Annotated in this window: 19 protein-coding genes; 16 read left to right on the top strand and 3 right to left on the bottom strand. The window is 28.0% G+C overall.

The window, feature by feature from the left end; translation table 11 throughout:
* Together BUA90_RS01020 and BUA90_RS12220 are read left to right on the top strand one after the other, a co-directional pair.
* The gene (locus BUA90_RS01020) at nucleotides 1-636 is read left to right on the top strand and encodes a thiamine diphosphokinase (protein ID WP_072965524.1); all 636 of its coding nucleotides are present in this window, start codon (nucleotides 1-3) and stop codon (nucleotides 634-636) included.
* Between the two features lie 32 nt (nucleotides 637-668).
* Nucleotides 669-893, top strand: coding sequence for a hypothetical protein (locus BUA90_RS12220; protein ID WP_143146257.1), 225 nt, complete (start codon nucleotides 669-671; stop codon nucleotides 891-893).
* A gap of 241 nt (nucleotides 894-1,134) precedes the next feature.
* On the opposite strand, the gene rpmB is transcribed toward BUA90_RS12220, so the two are convergent.
* Nucleotides 1,135-1,326 carry a 50S ribosomal protein L28 gene (gene rpmB, locus BUA90_RS01015; protein ID WP_072965523.1) on the bottom strand — a complete coding sequence of 64 codons (192 nt, stop codon included), beginning with the start codon at nucleotides 1,324-1,326 and terminating at the stop codon, nucleotides 1,135-1,137.
* A 223-nt stretch (nucleotides 1,327-1,549) separates the two neighbouring features.
* Between rpmB and BUA90_RS01010 the strand changes: the two genes are divergently transcribed.
* The 7 genes from BUA90_RS01010 (at nucleotide 1,550) to BUA90_RS00980 (ending at nucleotide 7,580) form a co-directional block, all read left to right on the top strand.
* Nucleotides 1,550-1,906 carry an Asp23/Gls24 family envelope stress response protein gene (locus tag BUA90_RS01010; protein ID WP_072965522.1) on the top strand — a complete coding sequence of 119 codons (357 nt, stop codon included), beginning with the start codon at nucleotides 1,550-1,552 and terminating at the stop codon, nucleotides 1,904-1,906.
* Between the two features lie 14 nt (nucleotides 1,907-1,920).
* Nucleotides 1,921-3,534 (top strand): DAK2 domain-containing protein, encoded by a 1,614-nt coding sequence (locus tag BUA90_RS01005; protein WP_094756656.1) that lies wholly within the window; start codon nucleotides 1,921-1,923, stop codon nucleotides 3,532-3,534.
* 37 nt (nucleotides 3,535-3,571) lie between these two features.
* Nucleotides 3,572-5,629: an ATP-dependent DNA helicase RecG gene (gene recG / locus BUA90_RS01000; RefSeq protein ID WP_072965521.1), complete on the top strand. Its 2,058-nt coding sequence runs from the start codon at nucleotides 3,572-3,574 to the stop codon at nucleotides 5,627-5,629.
* 117 nt (nucleotides 5,630-5,746) lie between these two features.
* A complete protein-coding gene (locus tag BUA90_RS00995; protein WP_072965520.1) occupies nucleotides 5,747-5,950 on the top strand; it encodes an alpha/beta-type small acid-soluble spore protein in 204 nt (67 codons plus the stop codon).
* Between the two features lie 131 nt (nucleotides 5,951-6,081).
* A complete protein-coding gene (gene rsmD, locus BUA90_RS00990; protein WP_242945010.1) occupies nucleotides 6,082-6,636 on the top strand; it encodes a 16S rRNA (guanine(966)-N(2))-methyltransferase RsmD in 555 nt (184 codons plus the stop codon).
* Nucleotide 6,637: 1 nt separating this feature from the next.
* Nucleotides 6,638-7,111 (top strand): pantetheine-phosphate adenylyltransferase, encoded by a 474-nt coding sequence (gene coaD / locus BUA90_RS00985; protein WP_072965519.1) that lies wholly within the window; start codon nucleotides 6,638-6,640, stop codon nucleotides 7,109-7,111.
* Between the two features lie 19 nt (nucleotides 7,112-7,130).
* Complete coding sequence (locus tag BUA90_RS00980) at nucleotides 7,131-7,580, top strand: ATPase (protein ID WP_072965518.1); 450 nt, start codon at nucleotides 7,131-7,133, stop codon at nucleotides 7,578-7,580.
* Here the strand turns inward: BUA90_RS00980 and ylbJ are convergent.
* Nucleotides 7,577-8,851 (bottom strand): sporulation integral membrane protein YlbJ, encoded by a 1,275-nt coding sequence (gene ylbJ / locus BUA90_RS00975; RefSeq protein WP_094756654.1) that lies wholly within the window; start codon nucleotides 8,849-8,851, stop codon nucleotides 7,577-7,579. The genes BUA90_RS00980 and ylbJ overlap by 4 nt on opposite strands.
* A gap of 82 nt (nucleotides 8,852-8,933) precedes the next feature.
* Entirely contained in the window at nucleotides 8,934-10,187 is a 1,254-nt protein-coding gene (locus tag BUA90_RS00970; RefSeq protein WP_072965517.1) for a nucleotidyltransferase, read from the bottom strand.
* Between the two features lie 199 nt (nucleotides 10,188-10,386).
* Here BUA90_RS00970 and BUA90_RS00965 point away from each other — a divergent pair, with 199 nt between their 5' ends.
* From BUA90_RS00965 to fabD, 7 genes are all read left to right on the top strand, one after another.
* Nucleotides 10,387-11,583 (top strand): acetate/propionate family kinase, encoded by a 1,197-nt coding sequence (locus BUA90_RS00965; protein WP_072965516.1) that lies wholly within the window; start codon nucleotides 10,387-10,389, stop codon nucleotides 11,581-11,583.
* Nucleotides 11,584-11,712: 129 nt separating this feature from the next.
* Nucleotides 11,713-12,234 (top strand): YceD family protein, encoded by a 522-nt coding sequence (locus BUA90_RS00960; protein WP_072965515.1) that lies wholly within the window; start codon nucleotides 11,713-11,715, stop codon nucleotides 12,232-12,234.
* Between the two features lie 2 nt (nucleotides 12,235-12,236).
* Nucleotides 12,237-12,416 (top strand): 50S ribosomal protein L32, encoded by a 180-nt coding sequence (gene rpmF, locus BUA90_RS00955; protein ID WP_072965514.1) that lies wholly within the window; start codon nucleotides 12,237-12,239, stop codon nucleotides 12,414-12,416.
* 288 nt (nucleotides 12,417-12,704) lie between these two features.
* Nucleotides 12,705-13,262 (top strand): transcription factor FapR, encoded by a 558-nt coding sequence (gene fapR, locus BUA90_RS00950; protein WP_072965513.1) that lies wholly within the window; start codon nucleotides 12,705-12,707, stop codon nucleotides 13,260-13,262.
* 14 nt (nucleotides 13,263-13,276) lie between these two features.
* Nucleotides 13,277-14,284, top strand: coding sequence for a phosphate acyltransferase PlsX (plsX, locus tag BUA90_RS00945; RefSeq protein WP_072965512.1), 1,008 nt, complete (start codon nucleotides 13,277-13,279; stop codon nucleotides 14,282-14,284).
* The gene (locus BUA90_RS00940) at nucleotides 14,277-15,269 is read left to right on the top strand and encodes a beta-ketoacyl-ACP synthase III (RefSeq protein WP_072965511.1); all 993 of its coding nucleotides are present in this window, start codon (nucleotides 14,277-14,279) and stop codon (nucleotides 15,267-15,269) included. The genes plsX and BUA90_RS00940 overlap by 8 nt, the downstream gene beginning before the upstream one ends.
* A gap of 17 nt (nucleotides 15,270-15,286) precedes the next feature.
* Entirely contained in the window at nucleotides 15,287-16,222 is a 936-nt protein-coding gene (fabD, locus tag BUA90_RS00935; protein WP_072965510.1) for an ACP S-malonyltransferase, read from the top strand.
* The last annotated feature ends 17 nt before the right edge of the window (nucleotides 16,223-16,239 follow it).

Below are 16,239 nucleotides of genomic sequence, written 5' to 3'. Positions count from 1 at the left end.
ATGAATTGCTTAATAGTATCTAATGGTTTTATTGAAGATTATAATTTTTATAAAGATATATTAAAAAATATGGATTTTATTATTTGCGTTGATGGCGGAGCAAGACATTTGATAAATTTTGGGATAAAGCCTAATGTAATTATAGGCGACCTCGATTCGATTCTCTCTAAAGACAGAGAATTTTTTATGTCTCAAGACGTTGAATTTGTTAAGTTTCCAGCAGATAAAGATGCTACTGACACTGAACTTGCAACAGAATTGGCTTTAGAAAAAAATCCTGAAACAATAACATATATAGGTGTTTTAGGAAGCAGAATGGACCATACACTAGCAAATATAAATCTCTTAAAAAAATCTTTAGACAGAAAAGTTAAGGCAAAAATAGTCAATGAAAAAAATGAAATTTATTTAATAGATAGCGAAATGGAAATAGAAGGAAATAAAAATGAGTTTATTTCTATAATACCAGTTACAGATGAAGTAATAGGAGTTACTCTTCAGGGGCTTAAATATCCTTTGTCAAATGTACGAATTAAATTTGGTTCAACATGGGGGATAAGTAATGAATTTATTGCAAAAAAAGCTAAAATACAAATAAAAAAAGGAATGTTGTTAGTTATAAAATCTAGAGATTAGCACAAAACCTACAATTTTGTAGGTTTTTTTATGTGTCAAAATATAAAATTAAAGAATACAATATAATAATAAGCCCGAGGAGTGATTTAGAATTGAGAAGAAAAGGATGTTTACTGAGAAAGATGTTAGGCGTTATTTTGGGACTTACAGGTGCAATAATTTTAGTAGAATTTGTTCCGATAAAAATATGGTATACAGTACTTTTTATTTTAATAGTAATATTTATTGTTATTTTATGCCAGTATCTTTTTTATTAAGTAAGGGTGTGAAAGTATGAGTAAATTTAATAAGAGACGTATTGACTGTAGAAGAGAATGCAGAAGAATAATTTTTACTTCAATAGTATGTCTATGTATTTTTATTCTAATGATTATTATAATACCTTTTAGAATATGGATAGTTTTCATTGGGCTTATACTTATATTAATTGGCTGTAAATTATTTTGTATATAAAAAGTAAGAAGCCTACTTTATCGTAGGCCTTTTCTAAATTTAAAATTATATAGCTCTTTCTACTTTTCCTGAACGTAGGCATCTTGTACATACAGTTATTTTTTTAGGTGAACCATTTACAATAGCTCTTACTTTTTTTACGTTTGGCATCCAAGTTCTTCTTGAATGACGATTTGAGTGGCTCACTTTATTACCTGTAATTTGTCCCTTTCCACATATTGCACATTTTTTTGCCATATATTACACCTCCTCGAGTGGATTTCCTAAATAATCAAATTGTTTATTTTAAAAACATATTTATTTTATCACAATATGCTTATTTTTTGCAATACCAATCAATAATTATTCTTGTTTTATTTATGTTTTATAATTGAATATATTTTTACATTACTATAGAATAATAAGTAACAATAAAGTCAATGACAGAGATTTTTTTCTCTGATTAAGGAGGTTTTTTAAAATGGCAGTTAAATTAGAAAATGAATATGGGTATATTTATATAAACAGTGAAGTAATTTCATCTATTGCTGGTGCTGCTGCTATGGAATGTTATGGATTAGTTGGAATGGCATCTAAATCTGCGGCTGGTGGTATTGTAAAATTATTAAAAAGGGAAAATTTAAGTAAAGGAGTAAAAGTTCACATTGAAGAAAATTATGTTATAATTGATTTGTTTGTTATAGTTCAATTTGGTACAAAAATTTCTGTAGTTGCACAGAATATCATTGATAGGGTAAAATATAGTGTCGAGGAGCAGACAGGATTAAAAGTAAAAAAAATTAATATAAATATAGAAGGAGTAAGAGTACAAGCTTAAAGGAGGCTATAGAGTTGAAATTAAGACAGATAGACGGAGAAACTTTAAAAAAAATGTTTATACAAGGTGCTTATAAATTAAGCAAAAATAGAGAAGTAGTAGATTCACTAAATGTATTTCCAGTTCCTGATGGAGATACAGGAACTAATATGTTTCTTACGATGGAATCAGCAGTAAGTGAAATTTCTAAAATAAAAGAGCCTAGTATTTCAAATATTGCAAAGGCTATTGCAGATGGTTCTCTTATGGGAGCAAGAGGAAATTCTGGAGTTATACTATCTCAAATTTTTAGAGGTTTTGAAAAAGCTTGTAAGGATAAAGAAGTTCTTAGCATTAAAGATTTTTCTACGGCACTTAAAAGTGCTTCAGATGTAGCTTATAAAGCTGTCATGAAACCAATAGAAGGAACTATATTGACAATAATAAGAGAAGTGAGCAAAAAAGCATTAGAGATAACTAGTAAAAATTTAGATTTTAATGAATTTTTTTCTGAAATAATTGAATATGGAGAAAAAATTCTTGAAAAAACACCAGATATGTTAAATGCTTTAAAACAAGCTGGAGTTGTAGACGCTGGAGGTAAAGGTTTAATATTCATTTTAAAAGGATTTGAAGAAGCTTTAAATGGAGAAATTTCTGAAGAAGAAATAAATACATATAGCAGTAAAGTTCAGATTAAAGATGAACATGATGGAGTGATAGAATTTGGATATTGTACTGAATTTATAATTAAGGGAAATAGTTCATATTTAAATGAATTAAAAAATAAAATAAAAAATTTAGGAGATTCAATGTTAGTTGTTGGAGATGAAGATTTGATAAAAGTTCATATTCATACTAATAATCCGGGAAAAGTTATTGAATATGGGCTTGAAATAGGAGAACTTATAAATATTAAAATTGACAATATGAGGTATCAGCATCAGAATAAAGTAGTTGCAAATAAAGACATAAAGAAAACAGAAGAAAAGAAAAAATATGGAATAATTTCTGTTGCTATGGGAGAAGGACTATACAACATATTTAAAGATTTGAATGTGGATAAAGTAATTAGCGGCGGACAAACTATGAATCCTAGTACTGAAGATATTGTAAAAGCTATAAATGAAATAAATGCCGATAATATATTTATTTTGCCAAATAACAGTAATATTATATTAGCTGCTAATCAAGCTAAAGAAATTACAGAAAAAAATGTATTTGTAATACCTACGAAGACAATTCCTCAAGGAATAACTTCACTTATTCAATTTGACCCTTCTCTGAGCATAAAAGAAAATTTTGATAATATGATGGAAGCTTTAAACAATGTAAAAACAGTTCAAATAACTTATTCAGTAAGAGATTCTTCTTTTAAAGATTTAAAGATAAACAAAGGTGATATATTAGGAATAGCTGATGGAGAAATAATTTCAGTTGGCAATAGTATAAATTCTGTGGCCGATGAAGCTTTAAGGAAAGTTATCAATGATGAACATGAAATTTTAACAATTTATTACGGTAGTGAAATTAGTGAAGAAACAGCTAATGAATTTGCATCAAAGATGGAAGAAATTTATCCTGAACTCGATATAGAAGTATATTTTGGTGGACAACCGCTTTATTATTATATCTTTTCTGTTGAATAGTTATGAACATACTTTTTTCTTAGTTTGAGGTGTTAAAATGTTTGGTCTAGATGACAAAATAGAAAAAATTAAAGGAATTGGACCAAAAAAGGCAGCATATTTTTCTAAAATTGGTATAAAAAATATTGTAGACTTGATATACTACTTTCCAAAGTCTTATGAAAACAAGAGAAATATAAAGAATTTATCGAGTGTATCAGATGGGGAAAAAGCGACAATAGTAGCTAGAATATGTGATGAGCCTCAAGAATTTAATAAAAATAAAAAGTTAAAAGTATTAAGAGTACTTGTGTCAGATAATACTAAAAAAGGATATGTAACTTTTTTTAATTCACCATATTTAAAAAATATATTTAAAAAAGATGAAGTATTTTATTTTTATGGAAAAATTGAAATAAAAAATAATTATATTCAAATAAAACATCCTGAATTTAAAAATATTAAAAAGTGTAAATTAGAAGAATTTGCAACTATTCAGCCGGTTTATGGATTGACAAAAGGAATATCGCAAAATGATATAATAAATTTACAAAAAAAAATTTTATTAGAATCTAATATAAAATTAGAAGAATATCTTCCTTCTTATATTTTAAATAAGAACAGAATATGTGATATAAATTTTGCAATAAAAAATATTCATTTTCCTACATCTATAAAAGCTTTAAAAGTTGCTAAGTATAGATTAGTATTTGAAGAACTGTTTTTTTTACAGTTAGGATTATTTATAATAAAAAAACAGTATATTTCATCTAACAAAGGTGTAAGATATGATGTGCCACATGAATTTTATGAGCTCATTAATAATTTTCCATTTCAGTTGACAAATGCACAAAAAAAGGTCATAAAAGATATAATTAAAGATGTATCAAGTGGAAAAGTTATGAATAGACTTGTTCAAGGTGATGTAGGTTCAGGGAAAACAATAGTAGCTCTTTTAGCTATGTATTTAGCATATTTAAATGGATACCAAAGTGCATTAATGGCTCCTACGGAAATTTTGGCTGAACAGCATTTTAAAACTTTTGAAAAGATTTTAAATCCTGTTGGAGTTAATATAGGTTTATTGACTAGGAGTGTAAAAGACAAAGATGAAGTATTAAATAAGATTAAAAGTGGTAAGCTTAATATTATTATTGGAACACATGCTATAATTCAGGATAATATAGAATTTCATAATTTAGGATTAGTAGTTACTGATGAGCAGCATAGATTTGGAGTTAGACAGAGGAGTTTTTTAAAACAAAAGGGTAAAAATATAAATATGATAGTAATGACTGCTACCCCTATACCTAGAACGTTGTCTTTAATATTATACGGAGATTTAGATATTTCGATAATTGATGAACTTCCTCCGGGAAGAAAATATATTAAGACTTATAGTATAAACGAAAAAAAGTTACCTAAATTATATAAATTTATAAAGTCGCAAATACAAGAAGGAAGACAGGCATATATTGTATGTCCTTTAGTAGAAGATTCTGAAAATATAAAAGCCAAATCAGCTGTAAATTTGTATAAAGAATTGAAGGATAATTATTTTAAATTTAATAATATAGGACTAATACACGGTAAAATGGATTCAGTCAAAAAAGATGAAGTAATGCAAAAATTTAAATCTGGTAAATTGGATATATTGGTTTCAACGACAGTTATAGAAGTAGGCATAAATGTTCCAAATGCCACTGTTATTGTTATACAAAATGCAGAAAGGTTTGGATTAGCACAACTTCATCAGCTTAGAGGAAGAGTGGGCAGAGGGAAATATCAATCATACTGTTTCTTAGTAACTAGTAATACTAGTAAAAATACTAAAGAAAGAATGAAAATCATGGAAAATACAAATAATGGATTTATAATAGCAGAAAAAGATTTAGAATTGCGTGGACCGGGAGATTTTTTTGGAACTAGACAACATGGACTACCGGAACTTAAAATTGCAAATTTATTTAAACATGCAGATATTTTAAAAATTGCTCAAAATGAAGCAAGAAATATAGTTGACAATTTTAATGATTTAAACGATGAAGAAAGAAGGAAATTTTTTATTAAAGTTAAAAAGTATTTCAAGGGATTATTAGATAATTTTTCTATATAAATTTTACATAAATCACCTCCTAATTCAAAAAAGTATTATATTAGAATTTAAAGAAAAAATTGTTAGACTAAATAAAATAAATTATGGAGAAATTAAAATTAATAGGAGGTGATATAGATGGCTAACAAAAATCAAAAAGTTGTTCCTGAAGCAAGAGCAGCTTTAAATCAAATGAAAAATGAAATAGCAAATGAGCTTGGACTTACAAATTATCAAAATATCGATAAAGGGAATTTAACAGCTAGACAAAATGGCTATGTTGGAGGCTATATGACTAAAAAATTAGTTGAAATGGCTGAAAAACAAATGTCAGGTAAATAATATATTTAGATAAGAGGTAATAGAGTGCTATTACCTCTTATCTTTTATGAATAAAAAGATGCTTTTTATTATTTTGTTTGTCTGTAATTAACATTTATGCTAAAATAAATTTGATGAAAGGAGCGATTTTTTTGAGAGTAATTGCAGGACAGGCTAAAGGAACAAAATTAAAAACATTAAAAGGTTTAGACACTAGACCTACTAGCGATAGAGTGAAAGAGGCATTATTTAGTATATTAGCTCCTTCTATAGAAAGTGGTAAAGTTTTAGATTTATTTTCTGGTACAGGTAATTTAGGAATAGAAGCTATTAGCAGAGGAGCTTCTTTTGCATATCTAGTAGAAAAAAATAGAAAATGTTTTAATATTATTAAGGAAAATGTTATAAAGACAAAATTAAATGATAAAATTAAAATAATTATAAAAGATGTATTTATGGCAATAAGAGAGTTTGGAGAAAAAGGGGAAAATTTTGATATAATCTTTATGGACCCACCATATTTAAAAGGCTTTATAATACCGTGTTTAGAAGAAATTTGCAATAATAATATTTTAAAAGAGGAAGGAATTATTGCTGTAGAACATGATGTAAAAGATGTTCTTCCAGATAGAGTAGAAGCTTTAATAAAGGTTAAAGAAAGAAAATATGGCAAGACAATTATTTCTTTTTATTCTAAGGAGGCTTAAAATGAAAATAGCAGTTTATCCTGGAAGTTTTGATCCAATAACTAATGGACATTTAGATATAATCAAGAGGTCTGCAAAAATTTTTGATAAGTTAGTTGTTGCAGTTTTGAATAATCCAAATAAAAAACCTATTTTTAATCTTGATGAACGAGTAGAAATGATTAAAGAAGCTACGAAAGATTTAAATAATGTCAAAATAGATTACTTTTCTGGTTTATTAATAGATTATATGAATAATATAAATGCAAATATAATTGTTAAAGGTTTGAGAGCTATATCAGATTTTGAGTATGAATTTCAAATGGCTTTGATGAACAGAAAGTTAAATGAAAATATAGAGACAATATTTATGATGACAAATAGTGAATATTCTTATTTAAGTTCGAGTTTGATAAAGGAAGTATATAAATTCGGTGGTAGTATAGAAGGATTAGTCCCAAAAATCGTTGTAGAAAAATTACAAGAAAAACTTTGATTTTAAGGGGGACATGGTTATGAGTGTGTTAAATTTATTAGATGAACTAGAAGATATTTTGGAAAATGGTTCTTCAATACCTTTTTCTGGGAAAGTATTAATAGATAGAGAAGAGATTACTGAGTTGTTGAAAGAGATAAGAATACAACTTCCAGATGAAGTAAAGCAAGCTCAGTGGATTAGAGAAGAAAGGAATAAGATATTAATAGATGCTCAAAGTGAAGCTGAAAGAATTATTGAAGAAGCAAAAAGACAGGTAGAAGAATTAATTAATCAACAAGAAATTATTAAATTAGCACAAGATAAGGCTAATGAAATTGTTGAACAAGCTAAAAAACAAGCACATGAAATTAGAGTGGGTTCACTACAGTATGCTGATGAAATATTAGAAAAACTTGAAAAAAATATTTCTGATGTATCTGAAATCATCAGAAATAATAGGATGGAATTAAAAGAAATGAATATTTAATTATTATTTTTATTTATTAGACTAAAAAAGATTCCAATGCATGCTAATGTACAGAGTATTGTTAAAAATAATTTTGTTGAAAAGAAAAATGTATTAAACCAACAGTAATTTTTTATTCCTTGAAATTCTTGAAGAAATGTTTCTTTATATGTGTATGCCAGTGTAAGTTTAAAAATTTTTGCAATTATATATATGTACATACCTGAAAAAATTGAGTGTAAAAATTTAGAAAAAATATATATTTTAATATCTATATCGGTTTCGTTTATTAAGCTTGCAACTTGTGCGTGGATTGACAGTCCACTCCAAGAAATTATCATAGTTGCTAAAACTATTTTAACAATAGGAGTAAAATTAACTAGTTGGGATGCTAATTTGCATCCCATTGTTATTTCAATAAAACCGGCAAATATTGTTTCAATTAAATTTTTAGTTATGTTTGTATTAAATATATTTTTAGTAATTTTATATATATAATCTGTTAAACCTATTAATGACAGTTCACAGTTTATAACTGAAAATACTACAATTAGTCCACCTATTAGGATTAAAGTAGAAATAGATTCATTAACTGAATCACTTAACAATTTTCCAAAAGACCGTCCATCTTTTTGTCGTGCATAAATCATTTCATTAAAAGCATTTCTCAATATATTTTTTTTACCATTTTTTTTAGATGAGTATGTTTCATTTGATTTGTAAAATCTAAATAGTATACCTATGGTTAGAGCTCCCAAATAATGAGATAGTGCAATATAAGGTCCAATTTTTGGAGAGCTGAACATTCCTATTGCTACAGCACCAATGATAAATAAAGGACCAGAAGTACTGCAAAATGCAATCATTCTTTGCGCTTCAACTTTACTTATACTTTTATTTTTACGCAAATAAGATGTCAATTTTGCACCCATTGGATACCCAGATGTAATACTCATTGCAAATACAAAAGAAGCTTCTCCGGGAACTTTAAAAACGGGTTTAATAATTGGTTCGATAAGGATACCTAAAAATTTTACTATTCCCAATCCTACTAATAATTCTGAACCAATAAAAAAAGGTAGTAGAGAAGGTAGTACCGAGTTAAACCATACGTTTAAGCCATTTTGTGTAGCTTCAATTATTTCTTTAGGATATAGGACAATAAGAAAGACCATGCATGTAATTATTATCATCATTAATATGTACTTTAGATTTTTTAAAATTATTTTATTTTGTTTTAACAATATAAAAGCAAAAATAACTATTATTAAAAATATGAAAACCGAAATCAATTGACACCATCTCCTAATAATGTATATCTAATATATATTGTGAGATGGTAATTTTATTACTTGAAAAGGAACATTTATAAGTTTATTTAAAGTCTATATACGGTTTTTTTATGTAATCATAACTTCCTCGTTTCATACTTTTATTTTTATAGAGGAGACTGTATATATCAGATGATATTATATCTATTTCTAAAATTCGTTTTGCAATTTTATCTTGGGGATAATATTGTTTTAAATTAGTTATTATTGGTATATCGCAAGATTTTTTTATCATTTTAATAATATCTGTTCCTTTTTTTGAAAATCCTAAAATCCTGAGATATTTTGGCTGAAAATCTTTTTTTATAAGTTCAATATCAGATTTGGTTATATTAATTAATGAGTTTATCAGTATTCTCTGTATTCTCGTTAAAGCATATCTTTTAGTTTTTATATTGTCTATAAGTTCTTTAAGAGAATTTGAAATTAAGCAGGCTTTTTTTAGTCTGTTTTCAAGACCTTCATTTATATCATGAATTTGTTTTAAATCATTAGGAGAAGCAGTTCTCAATTTATAGAATATAATTTGTTCTAAATCATGAATGAAAATAGGTCCTTTTGATTTTAAAATATTATCTATGAGAATTTCAAAACTGTTTTCTGGAATTACATTTTTAAGAGTATCAATTTTATCTAAATTATTTAAAAGAAATTTTCTTATGGCAGTAGCACTGCATATATTTTCATAAAATTTATCGGAGTTGTAGTCTGCTTTAATTCTTTCTATTGTTATTGGTTTTATACTGCTGTTTAATTGTTTTAAGGCTTTTAAATATTCAATTGCGAGAATATTATTTGGAGAATTTAAAACATCTTCTTTCATGTTTAAAATAGAAAATTGTTTTAAATATTCTTTTAGTGCTAATTCTCTAGCTTTAGGGAAAGTAATTCCCGTATTCAAGTATTTTTTTAATAAAAGTTTATATTCTTTAGGTTCATCACATAAAATATCAGCTATATTTTTTAGATTTTCAATTTTACCGCTTTCACTTCCAAAACATATATAGTCTACAATGTTTAGAAAATTGAGGATAGAAATACTTCCTTTTGCAAAAAACTCAGCGCTATTACAAGCATAGATAGTAGGAAGTTCTATAACTAAATCTAAACCTTCTTTTATGCACATTTTTGCTCTTTCCCATTTATCAAATAGTGCAGGTTCACCTCTTTGTAGAAAATTGCCGCTCATAACTGCTATGGTGTGGGTTGCACCTGTAATCTTTAATGACTTATTTAGATGATATTTATGTCCATTGTGAAATGGATTATATTCTGCTATTATTCCTAATATTTTCATGTTTCCCTCCTATAGTAAATAATAAAATAAAATTTTTTTGTCTTATATTATTTTATTATAAATTTATTTGTCTAAAATAACAAAAAAGGCAAAATTAAACTTGAAAAATTTCTTCATTATTTTATAATTATTATAATTGGAAGTATAAAAATTATTTATTAACAAATAATTTAATTTAGATATAATAGGAGGTATAAAAATGAATGTTTTAGTTATCAATTGTGGTAGTTCTTCATTAAAATATCAACTTATTGATATGAAGACTGAAAACGTTTTAGCAAAAGGTCTTGTGGAAAGAATAGGAATAGAAGGTTCTAGGCTGAAGCATGAAACTGCTAAGTTAGATGATAAAGTGGTAATAAAGCAGCCTATAAAAGACCATAAAGATGCATTAAAATTAGTGTTAGATGCTTTAGTTGATGAAAAGCATGGAGCTATAAAAGATATGTCAGAAATTAATGCTGTTGGTCATAGAGTTGTACATGGTGGAGAGAAATTTAGCGGTTCAGTAGTTATTGATGATGAAGTAATAAAAGCATTAGAAGAATGTATAGAACTTGCACCTTTACATAATCCGCCAAATTTAATGGGAATTAGAGCTTGTCAAGAGCTTATGCCTAATGTACCAATGGTAGGAGTTTTTGATACAGCTTTTCATCAAACTATGCCGAAACATGCATATATATACCCACTTCCATATGAACTTTATGAAAAATATGGTGTGAGAAAGTATGGTTTCCATGGAACAAGTCATAGATATGTATCACAAAGAGCTGCTGAGATTTTAGGAAAAGATATAAAAGAACTTAAAATAATTACTTGTCATTTAGGAAATGGTGCAAGTTTAGCAGCTATTCAAAATGGTAAATCTGTAGATACAAGTATGGGCTTTACTCCATTAGAGGGATTAGTAATGGGAACTAGATGTGGAGATATTGACCCTGCTATAGTAACTTTTGTAATGGAAAAGGAAAATTTAGATATTAATGGTATGAACAATCTTTTAAATAAAAAATCTGGAGTACTTGGAATATCTGGTGTAAGTAGTGACTTTAGAGATATTGAAGAAGCTGCTGCTAATGGAAATGAAAGAGCTAAACTTGCTATAGATAAATTTGATATGAGAGTTAAGAAGTATATAGCTGCATATGCTGCAGTTATGGGTGGCGTAGATGCCATAGTATTTACTGCAGGCTTAGGAGAAAACTCAATCACTAATAGGGAAGCTATATGTGAAAATCTTGAGTTTATGGGTGTGAAATTAGATAAAGAAAAGAACAATATAAGAGGTAAAGAAGCAGTTGTTAGTACAGAAGATTCAAAGGTAAAAATATTAGTTATTCCTACAAATGAAGAATTGATGATTGCAAGAGATACAATTGATTTAGTAAAATAATCTATAGGTAGGAGCTATCCTACCTATATTTCTTAAATGTATAAATATTTGTATTTTATCAAGTACTTTTGCTTGACAAATATCATTTAGCTCTGTATAATAAATCTGTCCATGCTATGAGGTGAATTTATGAAAATCAATTTAGAGCAGTTAATTAGTTGTAGAGAAAGTTGTATTGATTTAGATTTTTATTACACCCTTGATAAAGATGAAATTTTTGAAAGCTATGATATAGTCAATGCAAAGCCCTTACACTTTTTAGGTAAAATTTATAAAAAAAATGAAGAATATATAGTTGAATTAAATTTTTCAGGCAATATAACTTTTAGATGTAATAGATGTTTAGAAGAAGTTGATAAAGAAATTAATGGACACATAGTTACAAAAATAAAACTTGGCAAAACTGAAATTGAAGATAATGAAGATGACAGTCTATATCTTGAGGGTGATACAATAGAATTGTCTGCTTTAGTAAATGAAGCAGTAATTTTATCTTTGCCTATGAAAGTTTTGTGTAAAGAAGATTGTAAAGGTTTATGTCCAACATGTGGTGAAAATCTAAATATAAATAAATGTAAATGCAACAAAGAAAAAATTGATCCAAGATTGGAAAAATTAAAAAATTTTTTTAGCAATAATGAGGAGGTGTAACGATGGCAGTACCTAAACGAAAAACTTCAAAGGCTAGAAGAGATAAGAGAAGAGCTGCTAATATTAAAATGACAGCTCCAAATGTAATTAAATGCCCACAATGTAATGAACCAAATTTACCACATAGAGTTTGCAAATCATGTGGTTACTATGGAGATAAAGAAGTAATTAAAGTTGATTAGTTGTAAGGGACCTCACTAATATAATAGTGAGGTTTATTTATTTTTTTGTAAAAATTTAAACGTTTTTTGTAATAAAGTATATTTTTAAAACAGGTAGAATAAAAATTATAAGTTAAAAGTTTAGAGCTAAGAATGAAGGATTGTAGTTAAAGAATTAATCTGAAGTCTAGGCATATAAAAATAAAAACTGATAGTTTAAAACTTAAAATTAACTTGCTTTATATGATAATATAATTTATACTTATTATTAGAACTAGGTACTAATATTATTTTTAAAGAGGTGGAAAAATGTCTTCCAGAAAATTAAGTAAAAAAGAAAGACAAGAAAAGTTTTTAAAGGTTATTGAGGAAGACCCTTTTATCACTGATGAAGAATTGAGTGATATGTTTAATGTTAGTATACAGACTATTAGACTGGATAGACTTGCACTAAATATTCCAGAATTAAGAGAAAGAGTGAAAAAAGTTGCCAAGGCAAATTATAAAAAAGTTAGAACAATTGCTGAAGCTGAAATAGTAGGAGAATTGATTGACCTTGAATTGAATAAAAGAGGAATTTCTATTTTAGAAACAGATTCTAGTATGGTATTTAAAAAGACTAAAATAGTAAGAGGACATTACATATTTGCAATGGCAGAATCACTGGCTATGGCTGTTATAGATGCTGATGTAGCTTTGACAGGTGTAGCTAATATTAAATATAGAGTTCCTGTTTTAGCAGGACAAAAACTTATTGCTAAAGCTGAAGTTACGAAAATAAGAGGGAACAAGTATTTTGTTCACGTTAAAATTACAGTTAAAGACGAACAGGTTTTTAGAGGCAAATTTATATTGGTATCCATATAATTTGAGGTGAAAAAATGAAAATTGCAGTTGATATTATGGGAGGAGATAATGCCCCTACTGAAATTATTAAAGGCAGTATACAAGCTCTAAAGGAAATAAATTCAAGTTTGATATTAGTTGGACAAGAAAAAGTGATAAAAAAAGAAATAGCTAAGTATACAAATAATTTTAAGAACATTGAAATAGTTAATGCAGATGAAATAATAACTAATGAAGACAAACCTGTTCAAGCAGTAAAGAGAAAAAAGAATTCTTCCATGATTGTTGGACTTGACTTAGTAAAAAAAAGAGAAGCAGATTGTTTTATTTCAGCAGGGAATACAGGTGCTTTATTAGTTGGCAGTCTAATGAGAGTTGGAAGAATAAAAGGTATTGATAGACCTGCTTTAGCACCTATATATCCTACTAAAAAGGGTTTTTCACTTCTTGTTGACGCTGGAGCAAATTCAGATTGTAAACCGCATAATCTTCTAGAGTTTGCAGTAATGGGATTAATTTATGCTGAAAAAGTTTTGAAAATTGAAAAACCCAAAATAGGATTAATTAATATAGGAATTGAAAAAGGTAAAGGCAATAAATTAATTAATGAGGCATTTTCACTTCTTGAAGATTCAAATCTCAATTTTATTGGAAATGTTGAAGCGAGAAATTTGCCTGAAGGATTAGTTGATGTTATAGTTTGTGATGGCTTTACAGGAAATATAGTATTAAAATTGACAGAAGGTGTAGCAAAAAATATGGCTGTAATGCTAAAACAGCAGTTAATGAATGGTATTGTAAAAAAGCTGGCAGCATTTGTATTGAAAGATGTTTTTAAAAATTTCAAATCAAAGCTTGATTATACTGAATATGGTGGAGCACCATTATTGGGAATTAAAGGTGCTGTAGTAAAAGCTCATGGAAGTTCAAATTCTAAAGCAATAAAAAATGCAATTAAATATGGAGAGATTTTTGCAGAAAATAAAGTAATAGAAAATATTGAAGAAATGATTAGTAGAATGGGAGTTGATAAATTTGAATAATGTTTTGCAAAGTGTAGGGATTTTAGGTACTGGTAGTTATCTTCCGGAAAAAGAAATTACAAATTTTGATTTAGAAAAGATGGTAGATACATCTAATGATTGGATAGTGTCTAGAACAGGTATTCATACTAGACGTATAGCTGATGATTCTACTGCTACATCAGATTTAGCAACGATGGCTGCAAGAAAAGCACTTGAAATGGCAAATATTAAGCCGGAAGATTTAGATTTAATAATTGTTGCGACAGTTACTCCTGATATGGCATTTCCTTCGACTGCTTGTATTGTTCAAAGCAATTTAGGAGCAGCAAATGCAGCTGCATTTGATTTAGAAGCAGGATGTTCAGGTTTCTTATATGGAATGACAGTTGGCAAGCAATTTATAGCTACTGGGGTGTATAAATATGTTTTAGTGATTGGTGCTGAAACATTATCTAAAATTATGGATTGGAATGACAGAAATACTTGCGTTTTATTTGGTGATGGAGCAGGTGCAGTAGTTTTAGGTCCGGTAGAAGAAGGTAGAGGAATTTTATCTACATATTTAGGTGCTGATGGTGAAAAAGGAAAATTCCTAACACAGCCTGCTGGAGGTTCAAGAATGCCGGCATCTATTGAAACTGTAAAACAAAATCTTCACTATATAAAAATGGATGGAAGTGAAGTTTTTAAATTTGCAGTAAGGATTATGGGAGATGCATCAAAAGAAGCATTGAAACTCTGCAATCTAAATGTAGAAGATGTAGATTATTTAGTACCACATCAAGCAAATATCAGAATAATCTTATCAGCAGCAAAGAGGCTAAAACTTTCAATGGATAAAGTTTATGTAAATTTAGACAAATATGGAAATATGTCTGCAGCTTCTATTCCTGTAGCTTTAGATGAAGCAGTAAAGCAAAATAAAATCAGAGAAAATGATATAGTAGTATTAGTTGGTTTTGGTGCAGGATTAACTTGGGGTTCTTGTGTAGTAAAATGGTAATATTAGGAGGGGAAATCATGGGTAAAATAGCTTTTGTCTTTCCCGGACAGGGAGCACAATATGTTGGAATGGGTAGAGAATTAGTTGATAATTTTGAAGTAGCAGATAAAATTTTTGAAAAAGCTTCAAGTGCCATTGGCTATGATATGAAAAAGTTGTGTTTTGAAGGTCCAGAAGAAGAACTTAAAAAGACAGAAAATACTCAACCTGCAATATTAACAGCTAGTATAGCTGTATATGAAGTTTTAAAAGAAAAGGGAATTTTTCCAGATGTAGTTGCTGGATTAAGTTTAGGAGAATATTCAGCTCTCGTTGCAGCAGGAGTAATAGATTTTAAAGATGCAGTAAGAGTGGTAAAATTGAGAGGTAAGTATATGCAGGAAGAAGTACCTATAGGAGTAGGTACAATGGCAGCTTTTATAGGACTTGAAAGAGAAAAAGTTTTAGAGGCATGTGAGAAGGCTTCAGAAGTTGGTATAGTTGAACCTGCCAATTTCAATTCTCCAGTTCAAATAGTTATTTCTGGGGAAGTGAAAGCTGTTGAAAGAGCAGTTGAAATAGGAAAGGAATTAGGAGCGAAAAAAGCTGTAATCTTGAATGTATCTGCACCTTTTCATTCAAGCATGTTAAAAGGTGCAGGTGAAAAACTAGCTAAAGAATTAGATAATATAGAGTTATCAAACTTTAATATTCCGGTTGTTGCTAATGTAACAGCAGATTATTATAAATCTATTGAAAGTGTAAAGGAATTACTTATTAGACAAGTTAGCAGTCCTGTACTTTGGGAAGATTCAGTAAAGAAAATGATAGAAGATGGAGTAGATACTTTTATAGAAGCTGGACCGGGGAAAGCTCTATCTGGATTTATTAAAAGAATTTCAAAAAAAGTTACTATTTTAAATGTAGAAGATATAGCTTCTTTAGAAAAGACTATAAAATCTTTAACAAAATAAATTAAATGTTAATTGGG

Origin of the sequence: Caminicella sporogenes DSM 14501 (genome assembly GCF_900142285.1) — a bacterium.
Lineage (GTDB): Bacteria > Bacillota > Clostridia > Peptostreptococcales > Caminicellaceae > Caminicella > Caminicella sporogenes.
The sequence above is the reverse complement of the archived record's forward strand: the minus strand, read 5'-3'. Positions and strand labels throughout refer to the sequence as shown.